The organism is Nannocystis sp. RBIL2, assembly GCF_026626745.1.
In the GTDB taxonomy this organism is placed as follows: domain Bacteria; phylum Myxococcota_A; class Polyangia; order Nannocystales; family Nannocystaceae; genus Nannocystis.
Map to the genome: position 1 here is coordinate 2,387,682 of NZ_JAPNJW010000001.1, position 22,542 is coordinate 2,410,223.

General features: G+C 71.0%; 18 protein-coding genes. 8 read left to right on the forward strand and 10 right to left on the reverse strand.

Translation table 11 applies throughout. The annotated features are described in order from the left end of the window. Positions 1-29: 29 nt before the first annotated feature. A complete protein-coding gene (locus OV090_RS09275; RefSeq protein WP_267703181.1) occupies positions 30-1,418 on the forward strand; it encodes a cytochrome P450 in 1,389 nt (462 codons plus the stop codon). Here the strand turns inward: OV090_RS09275 and OV090_RS09280 are convergent. Next, positions 1,391-2,308 carry a haloacid dehalogenase-like hydrolase gene (locus tag OV090_RS09280; protein WP_267703182.1) on the reverse strand — a complete coding sequence of 306 codons (918 nt, stop codon included), beginning with the start codon at positions 2,306-2,308 and terminating at the stop codon, positions 1,391-1,393. The two genes, OV090_RS09275 and OV090_RS09280, sit on opposite strands and share 28 nt — an antisense overlap. Between OV090_RS09280 and OV090_RS50580 the strand changes: the two genes are divergently transcribed. Both OV090_RS50580 and OV090_RS09290 read left to right on the forward strand, forming a co-directional pair. Next, positions 2,252-3,883 (forward strand): prenyltransferase/squalene oxidase repeat-containing protein, encoded by a 1,632-nt coding sequence (locus OV090_RS50580; RefSeq protein ID WP_267703183.1) that lies wholly within the window; start codon positions 2,252-2,254, stop codon positions 3,881-3,883. The two genes, OV090_RS09280 and OV090_RS50580, sit on opposite strands and share 57 nt — an antisense overlap. A 164-nt stretch (positions 3,884-4,047) precedes the next feature. Beyond that, positions 4,048-5,385 (forward strand): efflux RND transporter periplasmic adaptor subunit, encoded by a 1,338-nt coding sequence (locus OV090_RS09290; RefSeq protein WP_267703184.1) that lies wholly within the window; start codon positions 4,048-4,050, stop codon positions 5,383-5,385. 73 nt (positions 5,386-5,458) lie between these two features. Here the strand turns inward: OV090_RS09290 and OV090_RS09295 are convergent, their stop codons facing one another. Further along, a complete protein-coding gene (locus OV090_RS09295; protein ID WP_267703186.1) occupies positions 5,459-6,169 on the reverse strand; it encodes a DUF899 domain-containing protein in 711 nt (236 codons plus the stop codon). Between the two features lie 238 nt (positions 6,170-6,407). Here OV090_RS09295 and OV090_RS50585 point away from each other — a divergent pair, with 238 nt between their 5' ends. The 3 genes from OV090_RS50585 (at position 6,408) to OV090_RS09310 (ending at position 9,478) form a co-directional block, all read left to right on the forward strand. Next, positions 6,408-7,625: an HTH domain-containing protein gene (locus tag OV090_RS50585; RefSeq protein WP_267703187.1), complete on the forward strand. Its 1,218-nt coding sequence runs from the start codon at positions 6,408-6,410 to the stop codon at positions 7,623-7,625. Between the two features lie 10 nt (positions 7,626-7,635). After that, positions 7,636-8,304, forward strand: a complete 669-nt coding sequence (locus OV090_RS09305) for a PQQ-binding-like beta-propeller repeat protein (RefSeq protein ID WP_267703189.1) — start codon at positions 7,636-7,638, stop codon at positions 8,302-8,304. A gap of 208 nt (positions 8,305-8,512) precedes the next feature. After that, entirely contained in the window at positions 8,513-9,478 is a 966-nt protein-coding gene (locus OV090_RS09310; RefSeq protein WP_267703191.1) for a hypothetical protein, read from the forward strand. A gap of 94 nt (positions 9,479-9,572) precedes the next feature. On the opposite strand, the gene OV090_RS09315 is transcribed toward OV090_RS09310, so the two are convergent. The 7 genes from OV090_RS09315 to OV090_RS09345 form a co-directional block, all read right to left on the reverse strand. After that, positions 9,573-10,652 carry a hypothetical protein gene (locus tag OV090_RS09315; RefSeq protein ID WP_267703193.1) on the reverse strand — a complete coding sequence of 360 codons (1,080 nt, stop codon included), beginning with the start codon at positions 10,650-10,652 and terminating at the stop codon, positions 9,573-9,575. A 39-nt stretch (positions 10,653-10,691) separates the two neighbouring features. Beyond that, the gene (locus tag OV090_RS09320; RefSeq protein WP_267703194.1) at positions 10,692-11,654 is read right to left on the reverse strand and encodes a hypothetical protein; all 963 of its coding nucleotides are present in this window, start codon (positions 11,652-11,654) and stop codon (positions 10,692-10,694) included. Positions 11,655-11,785: 131 nt separating this feature from the next. After that, a complete protein-coding gene (locus OV090_RS09325; protein WP_267703195.1) occupies positions 11,786-13,261 on the reverse strand; it encodes a hypothetical protein in 1,476 nt (491 codons plus the stop codon). 80 nt (positions 13,262-13,341) lie between these two features. Continuing rightward, positions 13,342-14,262, reverse strand: a complete 921-nt coding sequence (locus OV090_RS09330) for a hypothetical protein (protein ID WP_267703196.1) — start codon at positions 14,260-14,262, stop codon at positions 13,342-13,344. A gap of 70 nt (positions 14,263-14,332) precedes the next feature. Further along, on the reverse strand, positions 14,333-14,935 hold the full coding sequence (locus tag OV090_RS09335; protein WP_267703197.1) for a hypothetical protein: 603 nt from the start codon (positions 14,933-14,935) through the stop codon (positions 14,333-14,335). Positions 14,936-15,222: 287 nt separating this feature from the next. Further along, the gene (locus OV090_RS09340) at positions 15,223-16,194 is read right to left on the reverse strand and encodes a hypothetical protein (RefSeq protein ID WP_267703198.1); all 972 of its coding nucleotides are present in this window, start codon (positions 16,192-16,194) and stop codon (positions 15,223-15,225) included. A gap of 543 nt (positions 16,195-16,737) precedes the next feature. Continuing rightward, complete coding sequence (locus tag OV090_RS09345; RefSeq protein ID WP_267703199.1) at positions 16,738-18,813, reverse strand: M13 family metallopeptidase; 2,076 nt, start codon at positions 18,811-18,813, stop codon at positions 16,738-16,740. Between the two features lie 182 nt (positions 18,814-18,995). Here OV090_RS09345 and OV090_RS09350 point away from each other — a divergent pair, with 182 nt between their 5' ends. Continuing rightward, positions 18,996-20,477, forward strand: a complete 1,482-nt coding sequence (locus tag OV090_RS09350) for a M23 family metallopeptidase (RefSeq protein ID WP_267703200.1) — start codon at positions 18,996-18,998, stop codon at positions 20,475-20,477. 257 nt (positions 20,478-20,734) lie between these two features. Further along, entirely contained in the window at positions 20,735-20,950 is a 216-nt protein-coding gene (locus tag OV090_RS09355) for an acetyl-CoA carboxylase biotin carboxyl carrier protein subunit (RefSeq protein ID WP_267703201.1), read from the forward strand. Positions 20,951-21,118: 168 nt separating this feature from the next. Here the strand turns inward: OV090_RS09355 and OV090_RS09360 are convergent, their stop codons facing one another. Then, complete coding sequence (locus tag OV090_RS09360) at positions 21,119-21,454, reverse strand: hypothetical protein (RefSeq protein ID WP_267703203.1); 336 nt, start codon at positions 21,452-21,454, stop codon at positions 21,119-21,121. Between the last annotated feature and the right edge of the window lie 1,088 nt (positions 21,455-22,542).

Consider the following 22,542-nt stretch of genomic DNA (forward strand, 5'->3'; position numbering starts at 1 on the left):
GGCTCCGTCGGGCTGCTATCCTGCCGGCGATGACACGCTCCGGAATCGTCGCTCACCTGATGCGGCGCACCGCCCCCGGGCCGCGCGGCGGGCTTCTCCTCGGCAACCTCCCGGAGGTCGCCCAGGGCCGCATGTTCGAGCTCCTGCATCATATGTGGCGGGCCCACGGCGACATCAGCTGCGCCCGGGTCGGCACTCGACTGCTCTATCTCGTCGTCCACCCCGACCAGATCCAGCATGTGCTCGTCACGCGCCGGGAGAACTACACCAAGGCGATGCACCGCGCCGCGCCGCTGATCGGCGACGGGCTGCCGGCCAGCAACGGCGAGCTGTGGGCGCGCCAGCGCAAGCTGCTGACGCCGCGGTTTCAGGTCGGCGCCCTGCCACAATTCGCCCCGCCCCTGCGCGGGGCCATGGAGCGACAGCTGGGCCGCTGGCAGCAAGCGGCCGCCCGCGGCGACGAGCTCGACCTCGCCGACGAAATGATCGCCCTCACCCTCGACGCGATCCTCGGCTCCCTGCTCGGCGAGCGCCTCGACGACGAAGAGGCGCGCCTGCGCGCCGCCATCCGCGACGCGGTCGACTTCGTCGGCGCCAGCGGCCAGCTGTTCCGCGTCCCGCTGACGTGGCCGACCCGGCGCAATCAACGTTTCCTGGCCGCGCTCGCGGTGATCGACGATTTCATCCACCGCGCGATCGAGGCCCACCGCGGCCGCCCCGACGGCGATCCCGATCTCCTCACATTCCTGCTGCGCCACGTCGGTGACGACCCGCAGGCGCCCGCCACGGCCCGACTGATCCGCGACGAGGCGGTCAGCCTGCTGCTCGGCGGCCACGAATCCACCGCCCAGGCGCTGACGTGGTTGCTTTATTGCCTCGACCTCCACCCCGAGGCGAAGGCGCGGGTGATGAGCGAGGTCGATACATTCGGCGACGCGCTGCCCACGGTCGCCGACCGCAACCGCTTCCCGTACCTCGCCGCCGCGGTGCAGGAGGCGCTGCGCCTGTACCCGCCGTTCTGGGCGTTCCCGCGCCACGTGGTCGCCGACGACGAGCTGGGCGGCTATCTCGTGCCGGCCGGCGCCACGGTGATGCTGTGCCCGTATCTGACGCACCGCCATCCGGCGCTGTGGGAGGCGCCCGAGCGCTTCTCGCCCGAGCGCTTCCTCGGCGGCGTGGCCCAGGGCCGCGCGCGGGCCAGCTATTTGCCGTTCGGCTACGGCCCGCGCACCTGCATCGGCAACCACATGGCGACCACCGAGATCGTGCTGGCGACCGCGGCGATCCTCCGCCGCTTCACCGTCGAGCGCGTCCAGCACGCGCCGGTCGCCGCCGAATTCTCCACCACGCTGCGCCCTCGCGGCGGGATTCGCGTCAAGCTGACGTCGCGTCAAGCGGCCAGCGCCAGCTCGACATGATCCAGAACATTGATACGATTGACCTGTGGCCAATTGTTAGTGCGTGCGATTGCTGACAGGGGCGGCCCTGCCTCGAAGACCAGGGGCCGACCGACGGCCGCGAGCACCTCGATGTCGCCGGGGCCATTGCCCAGCGCGAGGGACCGCGAAAGCGACGCGCCGCGGGCCGCGGCAAACTGTCGTAACAATGTCAACTTGCCCCCGAGCGCCCCGGGCATGCTGTGACAATCACCAGTGTAGCGACCCCCCCGGACCGCGAACCGCGAACCATCACAATCCTTCACGCCCAGGTCCGCGGCCAGCAGCGCGACGATCTCGTGGGGGCTGGAGGAAACGATATAAGGAGCCACGCCGGCCTCCATGAGCCGCGCGATCAGCGGGCGCACGAACGCGAACAATTCGCCGCGCAGCGTCTGCCAGGTCTCGCGGGCCAGAGCCGTCAGGGCAGCCTGCTCCGCGCCGGCCAGGGCCGCCGCGTAGGCCGCGGTGCTGCGGGCGACCATCTCCGGGAAATCGATGGAACCGGCGCGCAGCTGGGCCACGGCGGTCATCACCGCCGCGATCGCGTCGGGCCGGCCGAGGCCGCGGCGGCCCATCTCGTCGAGCAGCGCCAGGCCGATCGACCGCGGGTGCATCGTACCGTCGACATCGAGGATCGCCACGCGTGCCACGGGTTCGTCGTACGTCATGCCCTGATCATAGCGGAGCGAAGCCGCATGCTCCAGACCCCAGACGCATGCGCCACCGGATATTTCGCCAGTCCGCGCGATGGTCGTTGATCGGAACCAATAATTCGAGTAGCTCTGATCGAGGTTATGCTCACCGGAATTGGCGTGCTCGAACAGATCGAGCCGGCGCTGGAGCGCGCCGTGCAATTCGTGCTCGATCATCGCTTACCCGACGGACGACTCGCTGCCGGCTGCAGCGGCCGGGCGCTGGAGAGCGCGCTGGCGCTGCACCTGCTCCGCACCTGCGATCACGGCCCGGCGCTCCAGGCCGAGATCGCGGGCTTCTGCCGGCGCCGCCTGGCCGAGGGCGACGAAGGCGACGGCGACTCGAGTCATGCCAGTCGCCTCGACCGCACGCTTTCGCGCATCCTGTGCGAGCTCGTGGTCCACGGCCGGCTCGGCGCCGAGGGCCTCGCCTCGCTCCAGCGCACCCTGGTCGCCTTCGATCACCCGACGCTTTGGCGCAAGCGCGTGTTCGTCGAGGTCATGCTGGTGGAACTCGGGGCACTCCCTCCGGGTCAGGCCGTGTTGCCACTCGCGGTCGTCCGCTCCGAGTCCTCACATCTGTGGGTGACGATCTTGCTGGCGTCGATTCGCGTGCTCCAGCTGTGCCACGCCGGTCGCGCCGCCGAGGTCGGCGACGCCGAGGTGGCGACGATCCTCGGCGCCCAGGCGACCGACGGCAGCTGGGAGCAGCACGTGCTCGTCACCATCGTCGCCCTGCTCGCGCTGACCCGCCTCGGCTGCGCCGCGCCGCACCGCGTCCTCGGCCTCAATTTCATCACCGGCCAATTACGGCCCGGCGGCGGCGTCCCGTTCATCACCAACGAAGACATCTGGGTCACCTGCCTCGCCGGCCTGGTGCTCACCGAGGCGCGGCGGCCCGCGCTCGAGCTGCAGCGCTGCGAACAATTCCTGGTATCGCAGCAGCAGCCCGACGGCGGCTGGGGCTACGCCGAGGGCGTCTCGCAGACCGACGCCGACGACACCAGCGTGGTGCTGTCGCTGCTCGCGCGGCGCAATCCGTTGATTCATCGCCCGAGCATCCGCCGCGCGGTCGCCAACCTGCTCGCGCTGCAGAACAGCGACGGCGGCTTCCCCACGTTCGTCCGCGGCGCCGCGTCCGAGGCCGAGATCACCGCCAAGTCGATCACGGCCCTGCGCGCCAGCCACATGGCCCCACCCGCGGTGCTCGACGCCGCCTGGGCCTGGCTCGCCCGCGCCCAGCAGCCGAACGGGGGCTTCCGCGGCGAGTGGAAGCTGTGCGTCACCTACCCTGCCTTTCATGTCATCAACGCGGCCGCAGGTCAGCGCCCCGGCACCCGCGCGGCCGACATCCGCCGCCGCTGCGTCGGCTTCCTCCGCGACCTGCGGCGGCGCGACGGCGGCTGGCCGATCCACCCCGACGACCGCCGCAGCCACGTGCTGAGCACCGCCTACGCCCTCGCCGGCCTCGCGGCCTGCCCCGGCAGCCTGTCCTCCGGCGAGCTCAACGAGTCGGCGCTGGCGCTCCTGGCCGGCCAGGGCCGCAGCGGCGGCTTCAATGCCGAGGCCGACTCGCTGGGCCCGCGCCCGTTCGTCTACGACGTCCCGCTGCTCGCCACGCTCTACAGCGTATGGGCCCTGGCCCGCGTGCGCGACCTGCTGTCCGGCCGCGCGCACGAGGTGCCGCTCGGCGCGCTCGCGCCTCGCCTGTCCCTCATCAGTCACGACCGCGCGTGGATCAAGACCGCGTGAGCGCCAGTCCGACCTTTCGCGCGCGACACCGTGCGCGCGCATATGTATGAATTGTTCTCCATGAAGCGGCGAAGCGGGCGCGGGGTCACACTGTGACGCGGCGCGTCGCGCCTCGCGCGAGTCGAGTTTCGTCGCGCATGTGGTAGCTTGAATCCTCGATCGCCATGTCGTCCCTTCGTCGTGTCCGGGAGTGCGCGCTTGGCTGGGCCGCCGCGGCCTCGGTGTTGTGCGCGTTGACCTTTCAGCCGCGCGACGCCCGAGCCGCCTCGGCCGGCGGCGTGTCCGCGCCGCAGGCCGGCGTCATGCTCGGCGGCCTCGGCCTCGGCCTCGGCACCCTGGCGCTGCAGCGGCGCCACGACCACCGCGCAGCCGCCCTCGCGTGCGTCGCTCTGGTCGGCAGCCTCAGCGGCTGCGAGCCCACCTCGGCCGCCGCCGGTCGCCGCCCCGGCGCCGGCGACGACACGCGCTCCGCCGCCCGCGGCAACGACACGCCCAACCGCGTGAGCCTGCCTGCGAGCGCGATGGCCTACATCCGCGTCGAGCCCGCCACCCATGCGCCCGAGGACCTGTCGATCCGCGCGCCTGGGCGCGTGGCCTTCCGCGACAATTCGACGGCCCGAGTGGACGCCCCCGCCGCTGGTCGCGTCCGCAAGTTGCTGGTCGAGGTCGGCGCCGCGGTGAAGGCCGGCGACCCGCTGATCGAGCTGTCGAGCCCGCAAGCGTCGGCGTTGCACCTGCAACGCGACCAGGCCCGGCTGGAGCTGCAGCGGGCCGAGCGAGCGCTGGTCCGCCAGGAGCAGATGATCAAGGCCGGCGTCGGCCGCGAGCTCGACCGTCAGGCCGCCCGCGCCGACCTCGAGGCCGCCCGCGTCGCCGACCGCCACGCCCGCCGCGCGGTCGAGATGCTCGGCCCCAGCCGTTCGGGCAGCATCACAGTGGTCGCGCCGATCGACGGCACGGTGCTGCGCCGGCAAGCCACCATCGGCGCCCAGGTCGAGCCCGGCGGGGCCCCGCTGCTCGAGATCGGCGACAAGACCGCGCTGTGGGTGGTGGCGGACGTGTTCGAGGACGACCTGCTGCAGATCCGCCCCGGCACCACGGTCCAGCTGCGCTTCTCCGCCGAGCCGGCGCCCGTCCCCGGCCGCGTCGTCGGCGTCGGCGCGCTGGTCGACATCGGCCAGCGCCGCGCCCCGGTCTACATCGCCATCGCCGACGAGGCAGTCACCACCCACAAGCTCAGCCCCGGCATGTTCGTCCGTGCCGACATCGCCGGGCCCGCCGGCGCCGGCGTCACGCTGCCCAAGCAAGCCGTCCTGATCAAGGACGGCGAGTCCGCGACCGCCTACGTCGAGGTCGACCCCGGCGTGTTCGAGGCCCGTCGCGTGGTCGTCGGCCACACCGCCGGCGACCACGCCCAGGTCGTCTCCGGCGTGAACCCCGGCGAGCGCGTGGCAGTGGCCGGCGCGCTGCTGCTCGACCAGCAGTCCGGCGCCGCGCTGTAAAGAGCATGTCCGGAAGGACATGCTCCCGAGGGCATGTCTTGGCCGACATGCCCTATGAGACATGTCCCTGCGGTCACGTCACGTCGTAGCTGTCGTGGTGGCGCACCCACGCCATCGGGAACTCGAGCCCCTCCTCCTGCCGGCCGAGCGGCGTGAGGTCGAGGATCGCGTAGGTCGTCATCACCGGCTCGAAGCCGCGGCCGTACGTCGAATAGGTGTGGTAGACCGCGTCGCCCTCGCGCACGAACACGCTGATCCCCGGCGCCTCGGGGTGCGGGAACGCCTGCTTTTTATAATTGTAGTCGACCGCCTGGGCCGCGACGTCGGCCGGGTCGAACGACACACCGAAGTCGTAATTGAAGCTGCTGCCGTGCGACGACAGCCACTGGAACGTCCAGCCCATCCGCGCCCGGAACGCGGCGATCTTGGCCAGAGACGCCCGCGAGACCACCACCAAGGCGGTGTCGCGGGCGGCCAGGTGGACCTGGGCGCCGGCGAAATGATCGGCGACGAAGGAGCAGCTCCTGCACCCCTGGTCCTTCGATGGATCGAACATGAAATGATAAAGCACGAGCTGGCGCTTGCCGGCGAACAGGTCGAGCAGGCTGCGCTCGCCGTCGGGCCCGGCGAACACGTAAGGGGCGTCGATGCGGACCCGCGGCAACGCGCGCCGGGCCGCCGCCAGCGCGTCGCCCTCGCGGGTCCACGCCTTCTCGCGCGCCAGCAGCTCCAGGCGGGCCGCCAGCCAGGCCTCGCGGCTCACGACATTATTCACGGTGGTCATGGCATTCATCCTTTCGCGGTTCGGGTCGACGCTTCGGCTCGAACGACCGCTTCGCCCGGACCACCAGGGTGGTCACAGCGGCGCCGGTCCCCGTCGCCGCGGCGACGGTGAGCGCAATGGAGGTCCAACAGGCAGGGCACATGCCGACAACATAGGCGGGCAGCGTCGGCGTCGCGCGTAACATTCGTGGCGCGATTCACCTCGTGACATTTCCCGGCGGGCGGACCATCCTCGCCGCGTGCCCGCGCCCGACGCCCTCCTCGACGCCGCCCGCGCCCTCGCCGGCGGCGACCCGCTGCGCGCGCTCACCGGCGTAGGTCGCGACGACAGCGCCCGCGGCCTCACCCTCCGCGGCATCGCCTACGCCCAGCTCGGCGACCTCGAGCTGGCGCGGACGGCCCTCGAACAGGCGGTCGGCCGCGCCGACGACGACCCGCTCCTGGCCGCCCGGGCCCGCGCCGCCATGGTCGAGGTCGAGCTCGGCAGCGGCGCCCCGGCCCAGGCCGCCCGCACCGCCAGGGCCGCCGCCGACGCGCTGGAGCGCCTCGGCGACGCCCGCAACGCCGCCATGCAGCGCCTCGTCCTCGCCCGCGCCGAGGTCCTGCTCGGCCGCCTCAACGAGGCCCGCCGCGCCGTGGAGGCCGTCCTCGCCGGCGACCTCGGCCCCGACCTGCGCGCCGTCGCCTCCCTCGTGCAGGCCGAGATCGCAGTGCGCGCCCTCCACCCCAGCGACGCCCGGGCCGCCCTCGCCCGCGCCCGCGAGGCCATGGCCCGCGCCCCGCATCAATTGCTCGCGCGCACCGTCGAGGCGCTGGGGCACGAGCTCGCGCGCCCGGTCGCGTCGATCTGGCGCGCCGGCGCGACCGTCGAGGCCGATTTGTTCGCCATCGAGTCGCTGGCGCGCGGCCACGTGCTGCTCGTCGACGCCTGTCGCCGCCTCGCCCTCGCCGGCCGCGTCACCATCCCCCTGGCGCGCCGCCCGGTGCTGTTCGCCCTGCTCCTCGAGCTCGCGCGCGCCTGGCCGGCCGCGGTCGGGCGCGACCTGCTGGCCGCCCGCGCCTTCGCCGTCCGCCGCGTCAACGCCTCGCACCGGGCCCGCCTGCGGGTCGAGCTCGGCCGCCTGCGCAAGCTCATGGACGGCCTCGCCGCCGCGCCGGTCGCCAGCGAGGACGGCTACGTGCTCGCCTCGGAGCGCGACGTCGCAGTCCTCTTGCCGCCGACCGACGACGAGGCCGCGCGCCTCGGCCTGCTCCTCGGCGACGGCGCGGCGTGGTCGGCCCAGGCCCTCGCCGAGCACGCCGGCGTGTCACGAAGAACCGCCCAGCGGGCCCTGCAGCTGCTCGTCGAGCGCGGCGTCGTCGTCCGCACCGGCAAGGGAAAAGACGTCCGCTACACCCGACCCGGCGCCCCGATCGCGTCACGGATGTTACTCCTCGGCCTCGTCCCGGGCGGCTAGACCCTCGGGCATGCGACAGCAAGCCATGACCCGCGAACAACTCCCCGCTCCCACCCAGCCCGCCGAGGTCGCGCGCGAGTACCTGCCGGAGGGCGAGCGCCAGATCCACGGCGTCACCTTCGACGGCAAGTCGGTGTGGTTCGCCCGCGACGACGAGGTCGTCGCCTTCGACCCGATCTCCGGCAACGTCGTGCGCCGCTTCGCCGTTCCCGGCGCCGACGCCGGCACCGCCTACGACGGCGAGCACCTCTATCAATTGGCCAAGGGCGAGATCCTCGTCATTGATCCGAGCGATGGACAAATTGTCAGGCGCCTGCCATCCCCGGGCAAGGGCGAGGACAGCGGCATGGCCTGGGCCGACGGTTATTTGTGGATCGGCCAATGCTATGGCGCGCGGATCCACAAGGTCGACGCCGCCACCGGCGAGGTCGTGAAGACCCTGACGTCGGACCGGTTCGTCACCGGGGTGACGTGCGTCGACGGCCAGCTGTGGCACGCGGCGGCCGGCGACGACAAGCCCGCCGAGCTGCGCCGACTGGCCGCCGACGGCACGCCGGAAGAGGTCCTGAGCGTCCCTGTGGCCATGATCGCGGGGGTCGAGGCCGCCGGCGACGGCGGCTTCTGGTGCGCCGGCGAGCGGGGCAAGCTGCGCCTGGTCCGACGCAGGTCCGACGGCTGAAATTGCCGCCGTGAGAAGTCACGGCCGACAATTTCACTTTCTCCAGATCGAAATCTCGCATGATTCCCGGGTGTGTGTGGTGGGCCGTCCAGGGTGCTACCGATTTTGGACTTGTGCTGTCAGCACCTGATCCGCGGCCCCCTCGGTGAACACTCATTCCATGTACCCCTCGCCGCTCCGATTATGGGAGCGGCACCATGGAGACATCATGCGTATCATCATTAGTGCCCCCATTCACCGTTTCTTCCTCGGCCTCTGCCTCGTCGCGGCCTGCGACGCCGGCGATATCACCCCGGACCCGTCCGACCGCGAAGCACCTATCGGCTGCGGCGGAGTCGACGAGCTCGAATGCCCAGCCGGCCTCGAATGCATCGACGCGAGCGGCGGCGTATGCCGCCCCGAGACCCAGGGCCCCGATTGCGTCGGCCTCTGCGAGCCGATCGACGGCCTCTGCGGCGGCGTCCTCCAGATCGCCTGCGACGAGGGCTGGGTCTGCCACGACCTCGCCGACGAATGCGACCCCGAGCTCGGCCACACCGATTGCCTGGGCGGCTGCCGTCCGCTCGATCTGGCCGACCAGCCCGCCCCCGAGCCCGAGCCCGCGCCGCTGCCCCAGGGCCTGTGCGGCGGCCCGGCCGGCGTCGAATGCGAGGAGGGGTGGATCTGCCACGACCTCGCCGACGATTGCGTCCCCTCGCGCGGCGACAGCGATTGCCTCGGCGGCTGCCGGCCCGCGGAGCCCGGCCCCGACCCCGTCCCCGATGTCGAGCCCCAGCCCGAGCCCGACCTCTCCTGCGGCGTCGACGGCAAGCAGTGCGACAAGGGCCAGATCTGCGTCGACAAGCTCAACGACGTTTGCGACCCCAAGAAGGGCCACACCGACTGCCCCGGGGTCTGCCGCCAGGTCGAGGCGCCGCCCGTCCAGAGCCCCGCGCAATGCGGCGGCGTCGCCGGCCTCACCTGCTCGAAGAAGCAGGCCTGCGTCGACGACCCGAGCGACGCGTGCGACCCCGACGCCGGCGACATCGATTGCCTCGGCACCTGCCAGGAGCGCCCGGCGAAGCGCCGCTACGTGAGCCACGACCGTGAGGAGTGCGCCGTGGCAGTGTTCGTGTGCCGCCTCGGCGAGCAGCCGTTCTTCGAGGAGCACGGCTGCGGCTGCGAGAAGCAGTGATCGCAGCGGCGGCGAGCCCAGGCCCGCCGCCTCGTCGATCGCGGAAATGACGACACATGTCCCATGCGACATGTGACGTCATTCCGGTCGCGCGCTATTTCTTGCCCTTCCCGCCGCCCTTCGAGCCCCCGCCGCCGCCCTTCGGACCGCCGCCGCCCTTCGGACCGCCGCCGCCCTTCGGGCCGCCGCCGTGCATCGACTGCTTCGGCCCGGCCGACCCGCCGTGCGACTTGCCCCCGTGGTGCTTCGCGCCACCCAGGCCGCCGGACCCGCCCTTCGCAGATCCGCCACCGCCATGTCCCTTGCCGGACCCGCCGCCGCCGAACCCGCCCTTTGCGGACCCGTGGCCCTTCGCGTGCCCGTCGAACCCGCCCTTGCCGTGGCCCTTCGCGTGCCCGCCGAACCCGCCGTGGCCCTCGCCGGCGAAGCCCCCGTGGCCCTTCGCGTGGCCGGGCGGCAGCCCGCCGGTGGCCTTCCAGTGGCCGTGCTTGAGGTGGCCCGGCGGGATCCACCGCCCCGTCTCCGCCTCGACGTAGACGCTGTGGTACATCGGCCGGTCGACCACGAACGCCCACGCCAGCAGCGGCTGGGCGACGAAGACCGCGGTCGCCTCGAAGCGCGCCGGTGCCACGAATGTCAACACATCGGCGTGGACCGCCGCGCCGGCCGAGAAGTGGACCCCGGCCGAGAAGTTGGCCGAGAACGACACCTCGCTGGTGGCGCGGCTCGCCGCCACCGTCGCAGTCGCCAGGTCGACCGCGTGGACCACGGTCGCTCGCGACGACGGGATCACCTTCATCTGGAAGTCGACCTGAGCGTCGCCGCGGACCTCGACCACCTCGACGTGATCGACCTGCCCGTCGGCGTCGATGTCGATGCGATTGATGCCCGCCTCCGGGTCGTTGACCGCCAGCTCGAGCTCCTCCGCCGTCTCGATCGTCCCGCCCTGCACCAGCGCGGTGACCTCGGCCAGGCGGAAGCTGTCGGCCTGCAGCTCGATCGACGCGGTGGCCGGCGCCGCGGCGACGACCGCCACGTCCGCCTCGGCCGCGACCGCCGCGGCCGCCGCGGCTTCGGCCTCGACCTCGGTGCGGGTCTCGGCCTGGGCGACGACGGCGGCGTCACAGGCGGTGAACAACAGGAGCGCGGAGGTGACCAGGAGGGTTCGTCCCATGCCCCGTAGACCGGCGCCACTCCCGCGCTTCCAAGGGGCTCAGCCCGGCTCGAGCACGTGGCAGCAGCCGGTCTTGCAATAAAAGCCCTCGGGGCAGTCGCTCTGGCCCATGTCGTCGATCTCGCACGGCTGCGCGTCGCCCTCGCAGGAGGGGTCGTCGCAACCCGGCGGCGGCTCGGTCTCCCCGAAGCAGACCTCGCACTCCTCCGGGTGGCACTCGTCGTCGCAGTCGGGGTTCTTCGTGCACTGCTGGCACGAGTCGATCTGCGCCAGAGAGCAGTCCTGGTCGCCGAGGAAGATGTCGTAGGACATCCCGTCGACGACCACAGTGCAGCAGCCGAAGCAGTCGCAGCCGTTCGGCACCTGGCACTCGTCGATGCACTGCTGCGGCTGGTCCATCGGGCAGTTGTTGAAGTCCTCGTCGTACGGGCACTTGTCGCCGCCCGGGCTCTTCGGGTCGCACTTCAGGTTCCACGCGCAGTCGCCGGCACCGCCGCCCGAGTTGCCGTCGAAGAAGCAGTCCTGCTTGCACGGGTCCATGTTGTCGCCCGGCAGGCCGGTCGCGAACGTGTCCTCGCGGTCGTCGCACGGCGACACGCACTCCGGGTCGGCCTGGTCGACCAGGCCGTCGCCGTCGTTGTCCATGCAATCGCCGCAGGCGTAGACGCCCCCGTCGCACTGCAGCGGGACGCACGACCCACCGCCCGTGGTGGTGGTCGTCGTCTCGGTGGTGGTGATCGGCTCGGTCGTGGTGTCCGAGGTCGTCGTCGTCGTGCTGGTGCTCGTGCTCGTGCTCGTGCTCGTCGTCGGCCCGGCGGTGGTCGGCTCGGCAGTCGTCCCGGTCGTGGTGTCGGTCCCGGTCGTCGGCCCCGCGGTCGTCATCACAGTCACCGTCGTGCTGTCCGACGCGGTCTCGCTGGCGACCTGGGTCTCCGTCTCGCCCTTGCTCGGCCCGTTGCAGGCCAGCAGCGCGCATATTCCGAGGACGTGAATCTTCGTCATATGCAGATAGTGTCGCCGGCCACGCGAAAAGGCAATCGCCGTTTTCGCGCGATTCGCCGCTCGCACTGCAACACGTATCATCGGCCACGGCAGAGCCCGCCGGGCGCGCACGCCCGGCGGACCGCCTGTGATCATTCGACCACGAACACGCCGCGCAGATCCTCGGTGGCCGACAGCGGCACGCCGTCGCCGTTGAGCGAGATCGCCCGGAATTGATAATAGAGCCCCTTCGTCAGCGCCGGGCCCTCGTAGGGCACCCCCACCGTCTTTGCCCCCGACACGCCCGGCACCATCGCATTCTCCCACACCAGCTCGCCGAACACGTCGAACACGCGGACGATGTAGCCCTTCTCGCTCGAGTCGTCGGCGAACTCGAAGGTCGGCGTCGCGGAGGTCGCCGTCGGCTCCTCGGCCCCGGGCGCGACGACCGCGAGCGCCTCGGTGATCTTGAAGCCCGCGTCGACCGTCACCGCCTCGCCGGCCGCGACCGTCACCTCTTGCAATTCGGTCCCGCCGATCGAGCTGTCCGGGTCGCGCACCAGCCGGTCGTTCTCGAACGCCGCCAGCACCTTGTAGGTGCCCGCCGGCACGCCGGGGATGCGGAACGTCCCGGTCACGTCGGGCTCGACCCCCGGGTCGGGCGAGCGCAGGCCGAACGGCACCGGGCCGCGCTCGAGCGTCGCGTTGAACACGCTGACCGGCACCAACACGACGCTCGTCACGCTCTCGCCCGGCGCGTTGACGATCTGCACCGTCCCGCTGACCGCGCCGACGTTCTCCTCGCCCTCCGCCACCGCCATCAGGTCGACCTTCTCGAGATCGGCCGCCGCCACCGTGGTGGCGGTCGCCGCCAGCTCGAGCCCGCGCCGGTAGCCGCGGACCGACGCCTCGCCGGCCTGCACGTTGAAGATCGTGTACGCACCGGTCCGATCGGCCACCCCGTACTGGGCCACCGCGTCGCCGCTCACCCCCTCCGCGACCACCAGAGTGCCGCCCGGATCGACGCCGCCGACCGTGCCCGTCACCGTCACCCCGCCGCGCAGCGCGTCGGGCAGCATCACCAGGCCCACCGTGGTCAACGGACCCTCGATCACGCTGACCTTGAGCTCCTCGTCGTACGCCGCCTCCGCCGCGTGGATCGGCAGGGCCACGCGGATCCCCGACGGGAACGGCAGGTAGTCGCGGGCGAACGCCTGCAGCGTGTAATTCACGTCGCTCGCCAGCTCGCCGTCCGGCTGGCGCGGCGCGCTGACCTGCAATTCGTAGTGGCCCATCGCGTCGGTCACCGCGACCTCGCCGAGCGGCGCGCCGGTGCGGTCCTGCCCGTTGACGAGCGCCCCCTCGAGCGGCTCGCCGGTCTGCAGGTCGATCACCATGCCGTGGATCTGCAGCGGCTCGCCGCACACCCACACGTCCGTCTCGCCGTCGACCGGATCGCACGCGAGCCCCTCGACGCAGTGGGGACCGTTGGCCGTGGCCGGGTCGATCAGCGGGTCGCACGGCCCGCCTTTCTCCGAAGGTTCGGTCACGTCGAGCTGCTTCTCCCCGCAGCTCGCAAGACCGATCGTGAGCATCGACCCGTACGTCAGAACCAGGATCTTTCGCATCGTACCCAGTTTGACCACGACCGCCCCCGCGATTCCAAGGTCATTCGACCGGCGTCGCGAGCTCGCGCGCGCCGCCCGCCTCATCCGGGCTCGATCGGCTGGCAACAACCGGTCGAGCAGAAGAAGCCCTCGGGACAATTCGAGACGCCCTCCTTGTCGACCATGCACGGGACGTCGCCCTCGTCGCAGCCGGCCTCCTCGCAGCCCTCGGGCAGCTCGTCCTCGCCGAAGCACAGCTCGCACTTCTCCGGTTCGCAGACGTTGTTGCACGACTCCTGGAAGGTACACTTGCCGCACGCGTCGAGGTTCGTCAGCGAACAGTCGGGCGCCGAGCCGAGGAAGATGTCCACCGTCCCGTTCGGCGTCTGCACATGGCAGCAGCCGAAGCAGTCGCAGCCGTTCGGCACGAGGTCGGTGCAGACCTCGAGGCACTGCGGCGTCACGTCCGGCTCGCACTCCTGCTTGAACCCGCAGCCGATCAGCTCACCGGGGTTCTGCGGGTCGCACTGCAGGTCGTACTCGCACTTGTCGTTGCCGACCCCGCTGTCGGCGTCCCAGTAGCAGTCGTTCTTGCAGTCGAGGTTCTGCCCCGGCAGGTCGGTCTGCAGCGAGCCCTCGCTGTCGTCGCACGGGCTCGTGCACTCCTTGTCGCCGCCGTCGATCGCCCCGTCGCCGTCGTTGTCGAGCGCGTCGCCGCACTGATAGATCTTGCCGCCGCAGGCGACCGGCATCGGCATCCCGCCGTCGGTCGTCTCGGTGGTCGTCGTTGTGGTGCTGGTCGTCGTCGTCTCGGGCGGCTCCGTGGTCCCGATCGTCGGCCCGGTGCTCGTGACCGGCTCGCCGGTGGTCGTCGGCTCGCTGGTGCCCGTGGTCGTGGACGTCGTCGTCGTCTCGCCGACGGTCGACGGCGTCCCCGTGGTCGTGGTCGTGCCGGTCTCGGTCTCGGTGGTCGTGGCCGGCCCCGAGGTGCAGCCGACGATCGACAGACAAACTATGGACAATCCGTACGCAAAGACATTTCGTCGCATCGGCGCGTGAGACCGGCTCCAGAGCGGCGATTCCAACCCTTTCTCACAACGCGACGTCGATCGCGAACACCCCGTAATCCGAGGTCGCCGTTCCGGTCACATGAATCGTCCCGGCCTTGCGGCGAATCGCCCCGTCGGGCGCCTCCTCGGTCTCGCCGGTGATGTCGAGGTCGAGCGCGACCATGCCCGCGAGCGCCCCCGTCATCGCGAACTCGCCGCTGAAGCTGCCCGTCACGGTCCCGGCCGGCAGGTCGCGCAGGCTGAGGTCGAGCAGCGCGGGCCCGCCGTCGTAGACGACGTCGAACATGTCCTCGACCGGCCCATCCGAGTAGTCGGTGAGGGTGACCTGCAGGTCCATCTCCTTGTTGTCGGACGCGCCCTGGTCGACCTTGCCGCCGACCACCATCGTCCCGGACAGCTCGCCGGCGGCCATCTGCTCGGGGATGTTGGCGTTCGAGGCGGCGTTGTAGCCGTCGAAGCCGAGGCCCAGCGCGCGGTCGACCGCGCGATCGAGCCCGAGGTAGGCCCGCCGCGCCGACTCCGGGTCGGCCACCCCGTCGTCGGGCGGGTTACAACTGGCGATCACGAGGGACAGCGAGGCGCACGCAGCGGCGCGCGCGAGGATCGACCTGGTGAGCGAGGACATGTCTGTGAACTGTGACAGACCCGCCCCCGGAGATTCCAAGCGGATCCACCTGCGCCGCCGCCGCCGTCCCAGGGGTTGTGCCGCATGCGCAGGGCCCTGCCGACGACCGACCCCGACCCAGGCTCAGCAGCAAGCAGAAGCCCGGCTACGGCGCGGGCGGCGATCGGCCCCGACCCGGTGGGCGTCCCCGCGCGGGCCGTGCGCCGGAGCAAGCCGCGAGCGGCCGGAGCCACCACCTGTCCGAAGGGACATCCCGACCGCGGCCGCGTTTTTTCTCGCCGACGCTCTCAGCCCGGCGGCATGAACCCGTCGCAGGCCTCGGCGATGCCCGAGATCGCCTCGTGGAAGAACATCTGATAGTTCTCGGCGCAGATCTGGCCGACGCTGCCGTAGGTGAACATCTCGGTGAATTCGGTCAAGCGCTCGCCGATCTCCGCCGCGTCCTTGCAGGCCGGGTTCTTCGGGCCGATGAGCGACAGCACCACGATGTTGCTCTCGACCCCGCCTTTGAGGGCAGTGAGCGCGTTGAACCATTGTGGCGGGTCGCCGGCCGAGCCCTCCTCTTCCTCGTCGGTGATGATCACCAGCACCAGCAGGGCGTCCTCTCGCACGAATTGCTCGTTACACGCGCCTGGTGCGCCCAGCTCGGGGCCCAGGGCCGCCAGCGCCGCGTCGATCGGCATCTCGTCGCCGCTGCCGTCGATCCCGACCTGGGCCGCGCAGGTGAAGCTCGTCGGCAGGTCGTCGGCCTCGGTCATGAAGCGCTGGCCGCTCTTGAACGGCCCGCACACCGCGTCGCTGGCCCCCTCCGCCCCGGTCGTCTGCGTCACCAGGGCCCCGAGAGTGTCGGCGCAGACCGGGTCGTTGTGCTCGTAATCGTCGGTCGAGACCACCCCGAGGTGCAGACTCTCCGCGTCCGCCAGCTCTTGCTGGATCTCGCTGACGAAGGTGGGGAAGCTGGCCACCAGATTGACCTGCTCCTGCTTCATGCTGCTCGAATTGTCGACCACGAACAGCAGATCGATCTTGACGCACGGCTTGTCCGCCTGCGACCCCGGGTCGACCGGGTCCGGCGAATCGCCGAGGTCGAACTTCGGCCCCGAATCGGACGGCGCCTCGCCGCCCGGCGGCGCCTCCTCTGTCTCGCCGGTGTCCCCGCCGGCGCCCGTGCTCGTGCCCTCCGAGGTCGTGGGGGTCGCCTCCTCCCCGGTCGACGACGACGACGACGACGACACTTCGGGTGAGGTCCCTGGCGACACCGTGGTCACCGCACCGAGCGACGCGCCCACCGACGCCGAATCCCGCCCCCCGTCGTCGCCGCAGCCTGTGCTGAAAAGACCCACGCACATCGGGACCGCCAGGACCGCGCGACGGATGAATTGCCGACTGCCGAGATTCATCAGACCACCTCCATTCACCACAATCCGTCGTGACCGCGCCGGCGGTCAACGCCGCGGTCTCGACGCCGTCGCACTACCGCGCTCGCGTCGATTGCTCATATGCTCGAAAGGACATGTCGCTTCCGCCATGTCCCACATCGAAGCCACGCCGCCGCGCCGGCCCAGCGGCCCGTCCGCGCCGGCGGCCCGCGCGCCGCGCTTCGCAGTCCACGAGGGAAGACCCAGTTTCTGGGCACAAACCCCACGCAAACTCACTTTGCATCCAGTTCGATCGGGCCCTCTCTCAGCGCGAGAGCGCAACCTCCGCCGCTCCCGAATCGAGTCCTACGCGTCTTTCGCGCGGTCGAGCCCGGCATGCCCCGATGTATGCAGGCAAGCGCGGCCGCGGCGGCGGGCCCGCCGCTACCACACCGCGCACGGCCGGGGCGCGCGCATCGGCGTCCCCTCCGCGCACTGGAACGCCTGCCAGAACGCCGGCAGATTGACCAGCGAGCCGATCGCGCGGAAGCGGCGGGGCGAGTGGACATCGCTCAGCACGTCCATCTCCTCGCTCTGCGGCGTGTCCTTGCCGCAATAGTTCTGGGCGAACGCCACGAACAGCAATTGCTCGCCGGTCAGCGGGCCGAGCGGCAGCGTCTCGGGGTGCTCCTGCGTCCATTGCACATAGGCCGCGTGCGCGTACTTGAGGCCGCCGGCGTCGGCGATGTTCTCGCCGAGCGTCTGCTTGCCGCGCACGCGCAGCCCGGGCAACACCTCATAGGCGTCGTACTGGCTCACCACGCACGTCGCCGCCGCGTCGAAGCCGGCCCGCGCCGCCGGCGTCCACCAGTCGGTCAGCGCCCCCGTCTCGTCGAACGTGCTGCCCTCGTCGTCGAAGTGGTGCGTCAGCTCGTGGCCCATGATCGACCCGATCGCGCCGAAGTTGACCGCCATCGGCAGCTCGATCGAGAACAGCGGCGGCTGCAAGATCGCCGCCGGGAACGCCATCTCGAGCGTCAGCGGGTTGGTGTACGCATTGAGCACGCTCACCGGCATCAGCCACTCCTGGCGATCGACCGGCCGGTCCGCCTTCTGCAGCTCGCGCGCGAGCTCGGCCCGGCGGGCCGCCACCACCGCGCCGAAGTAATCGCCGCGCTCGACCTTCACCTGCGAGTAGTCGCGCCAGCTGTCGGGGTAACCGACCATGTTGCTCAGCCCCCGCGCCTTCGCCTGCGCCCGCGCCTGCGTGCCCGCGTCCATCCACGGCAGCGTCGCAAGCCCGCGCTCGAACGCCTGCTCGATCGCCACGATCATCGCGTTCGCGGTCGCCTTGCTGGCCCCGGGGAACGCCCGCGCCACGAAGTCGGGCCCGACCGCCTCCGGCAGCGCCGCCACGGTCCGGTCGACGCACCGGCGCCAGCGCGGCGGCAGCTCCTGCTGGCCGGTGAGCTCGGTCGCCCACGCGAAGCCCTGGGCCTCGACCGCGCGCGACAGGTGCGGCGCCGCCCCGCTGACCAGCTTCCACCGCAGGTACGCGCGCAGCACCTCCTTGCGGCTCTTCGCCAGCAGCGCCGCGGTCTGGCGGAAGAACTCCGGCGTCGCCACGTTCACCTGCTTCACCGCCGCGTTGCCGGCCGCCGCGAACACCCGCGGCCAGTCGATCGCCGGCGTCAGCGCGCGCAGCTCCGCCAGCGAATGCTTGTGGTAGGTCGCCTCGGTGTCGCGCAATTGCTCGAGCGGCAGCGACGCCTGCGCCAGCGCAGCCTCGAGCGCCACCACCTCTGCGGCCCGCCGCTCGGCCTCCGCCGGCGCCTCGCCGACCAGGGTCAGCATCCCCGCCACGTGCTTCGTGTAGCGCGCCAGCCGCTCGCGCGTCGCCGCCTCGTCGCCCAAATAATAATCGCGGCTCGGCAGGCCCAGACCGCCCTGCATCAGCATCAACAGGTTCACGCGCGGCTGCTTGTAATCCGGCTCCATCGCCGTCGTATAGAACGCCTCGACCCCGTACGGCTGCAGCCGCGCCGCGGCCTCGAGCGCGCTCTGGGCGTCGCGCACCCGGGCGATCTCCGCCAGCGCCGGCTGCAGCGGCGTCGTCCCGGCCGCCTCGATCGCCGCCTCGTCCATGCACGCCGCGTAGAAGTCGCCGATCCGGTCGCGCCGTGGGTCCTCGCCGCGTCGCTGCCCCGCCTCCTCGAGCAGCGTCCGCAGCACCGCATGGTTGACGTCGTCGATGCCCGACACGCGCGACGTCGACGCCTTGTCCGGCGGGATCTCGTTACGCGCCAGCCAGCCCCCGCAGGCGTAGCGGTAGAAGTCCTGGCAAGGCGCCGCGCTGCGGTCCATCGCCGCGTACACCGCCGCCAGCGGCCCCTCCGTCGGCGCCGTCGCAGCGGCCGGCGGCGTCGCGTCGGCCGGCTCCGGCGCGCTCGTGGCAGCGCGTCCGCAGGCCACCAGCATCCACGACAAACTCATCACCAGACCACGGCAGCGAGGCAGCATCGCCGACAGGGTGCCACAGACTCGTTTCGCGGGCCGCGTCGCTGCCGCGTGCGGAATCACCCGGACGACGAATCATCCCGCCGCGAAACTGCGCGGGCAATGTCTGCAATCACCGCTGGGCGCCGCCCCGATCCTCGCGCGCTCGCTTGACCCGCCGCCGCGGCCTCCGTCACGCTGCAGACATGCTCGCTCGACACGGATCGTCTCGCAAGCCGCTGCAGGCCCTCGCGCGCCTGGCCGCCATCGCGTGGGTGGCAGCGCCCGCGGCCACCGCTCACGCCGCGGTGTGTTATCAGCTCCCGTTCCCCAACCCCAACCTCGCCGACGGCTGGGGCAGCACCTGTTGCGGCCGCACCAGCCCGCACCGCGGCGTCGACTTCCCGCAGGCGGCAGGCACCCCGATCCCCGCGGTCGCCGACGGCGTCGTCGCCCTCAATCAATGGTCCGGCTGCCTCGGCAACGTCGTCGTCGTGCAGCACGCCGACGGCATGTTCTCGGGTTACAGCCACATGATCGCCGCCTCGCCGCTCGGCCCCGGCACCGCGGTCACCAGGGGCCAGCAGGTCGGCCAGGTCGGCAACACCGGCAGCTGCTCGCAGGGCGCCCACCTCCACCTCACCATGGCGCCCGCCGCCAACGGCGTGTTTCAGGGCACCACCGTCGATCCGCACGCCTACATCATCGAGCGGCTCGAGTGCAACCTCGCCCCGATCGGCTACCTCGACGACGCCGGCTGCGACCACATCACTGGCTGGTCGCAGGACCCGACCGCGCCCGATGCAGTCATCCCCACTCACCTCTACTTCGGCGGCCCCGCGGGCGACCCCAACGCTGTCGGCGTGGCGATCGACGCCGACGTCAGCCGCGAAGATCTGTGCATGGCGATCGGCTCGTGCCAGCACGGCTTTCGCATGCCCACCCCGCTGAGCGTGCAGGACGGCCAGCCGCGCCCCGTGCACGCCTACGGCATCGACACCCAGGGCGGCCACAACCCCGAGCTCGGCTCGAGCCCGCGGACCCTCGAGTGCCCCCTGCCGCGGCTCACCGGCGTGCGCCGTCGCGTCGCCAATCCCGACGTCCTCGGCGCCTGGCAATTCTCCACCTTCGCCGATCTGGTCACCCTGACCGACGCGCAGGTCGACGAGTTCGAGCTCGGCCTCGACATCCCGCCCGCCCCCACGCTCGCGCGCGCCGACGACGGCAGCCCCGAGGTCTGGCTGCTCGACGGCGACGATCCACAGCGACGGCGCCACGTCCCCGACCTCGAGACTGCCCACGCGTGGCGCCTGCAGCTCGACACCGCGTCCGTGTGGCCGACCGCCGAGCTGCTCGCGCTGCCGGAAGCCCCGCCGCTGCGCCCGCGCCCGACCCTCGTCAAGGGCACCGGCGACACCGTCTGGCTGCTCGACGTCGACCTCGATCCGGCCCCGGCCGGCACCGCCGGCGAGAGTGACAGCGCCGCGGAGCCGACCACCAGCCACACCGGCGGCGACAGCACGGGCACCGATCCAGGCACCGACTCGAGCAGCCCCGACCCCGCCAGCGCCGGCCTCCCGCCCGGCTTCGGCAACGACGAGGGCTGCGGCTGCGACAGCCACAGGTCCGGCGCCTCCGCCTGGCTCGGCGCCTTCGCCCTCCTGCTGCTCCGCCGCCGCCGCGCCTAGCCCGATCGGGAGTTTCGCAGCGTCGATTCGAACTGCCGCGCACCGAAGGACCCGATGCGCGGCGGCGCGGCTCCGGAACGACGGACCGAGCCGCGCCGCGAGTCCAGTCGCTCCGAAGTCCTTCCGGGGCTCACTTGACTGTTCGGCGCGATGCGTCTCCCCAGGGCCTCCGGTGCCCCCCCTTTTTGGACGCGAGTTTCGCCCCTCTCTTGGCCTTTGCTTTCATTCCGCCGCGCGCGTTGGTAGGGTTGCGGCTCATGGCAAAGGTCATCAAGGCGCACATCACGGGCAACGTCTGGAAGATTGAGGTAAAGGTCGGAGATCCGATCGAGGAGGGGACGGTCGTCACCATCCTCGAAGTGATGAAGATGGAGATGCCCGTCGAGGCCGAGGACGAGGGCACCATCACAAAGGTTCTCATCACCGAGGAACAGGCGGTCAGGGAAGGCGAGCCGCTCTTCGAGTACGAGTAGCACCTCCGCTGCACCCTCTCGGAGAGGCTCTCACGAACCCCTGGAGAACTTCGGGTCGGCTGTACTCGTAGAGTCACTCCGAAGTCCTTCGCGGTTCGCACGGCGGGGCAGCCCTTGCCGCGCCACCGATCGCGGTCGCGGCACGAGCCCGGTAGCGACCGCGGCCGCCTAATTGATCCGGATCCGCGAGATCTGGCCGTCCAGCCCGTTGTTGCGGATGAAGGTGACCCTCACGAACTCATCCTCGTACGTGCGCTCGAACGTGGGAACGACGTACTCCGGGACCACCCGCTTGACGTTGATGATGCAGAAGTCGTCGGTCATCGCCCCGGACGGGTCATCGTATAGACGGATCTCCGCTCCCGGCCTGACATTGAAGAACCTGGCCGAGCGGATCACATCGTTGTGGACCGGCCTGAAATCCTGACCCGGAACATCCTCGACCGTCTGGACGATGTTCTGAGTGGCGTTGTTACCTTCGTAGAAAACGATGATTCCTGCCATGTATCCTCTCCCCGGTGTTGTTTGCCCGCCAGGATAAAGACCTATCTACGTTCGCCAGTCAATGAGCGATGTCGTTCTGCGAAAGACGGGAGCGGCCATCTTCGACGCGATCGGCGCGACAGCACGCGAAGCAGCAGAGAGCCCAATTCGACGGGTCTCGCGGGTTCGATGGGGCATGGCTGGTCGTCACGCACGAGCCCGAGCGACGCCGCGCTCGCGCTCGCTATGCGCGAAAAAGCGTGGCGCGTATTCCTGCTTGCCGCGGTTGGGGGCGCGATCTTCATCGCCGCTCCGAGATACTTGATTCTCCGCTGGGGCTTCGGTCGTCGTCTCGGGGGCTTCTCGGTCTGCGTGGTCATGGCCGGAAGGACTTCGGAGTGGCTGTACCAGGACAGCCGACTCGAAGTCCTCCAGGGGTTCGCCAGGCCCTCTCCGTGCGGGTCCAGCCGAAGTTACCGAGGAGCACCTCGAGGAGTTCGTCGCGGGTGGCGCGAAAGGGGGTTGGTTCCCAGCGCCCGGTGTGCGTAGCCATCTCCAGTTGCCACGAGTTGGTGGCGAGGCGGCGGAGACGCGCGTGCAGGACCGGATCGTCGGCGGGGCCGGACTCGAGGGTGATGAGCGGGGCCGTCCTCCCTGATCCCGTAGGAGACAACGATCTTCGCAGAGTCCTCGGCGTTGTATGGACTTCGACATCGCCGGGCCTGTTTTTGTATCGCAAGCAATACATCATCTTTCGTGGTGAACGGATCGGCGACCGCAGCGGCGGCTCCTTCGGCGCTGCGTCGTCGGCGTGGGCTTTCGCGTCTTGGTGCGGGCCGACGACGGCGGAGTCGCCTTGTTCTCCTCCGAGAGAACCGGGGGCGTCGCTACGCTCCCGGCCTCCGGGGCCGGCCGGGACGGGGACGGAGCGGTCGGAGGATTCGCTTCAACGGGCGCGAGCGCTGTCGGGACGGCGACAGACCGGTCCACGATGCCTGGGACTCGTCGATTGGCCGCGCTGTCAGGGACATGCTTGCGGCCATCGCATCGGGGTTCGCCACGGTGCGGCCAACCGTCCGAATTTTGAAATTGAAAGCCAAAGTTGATCC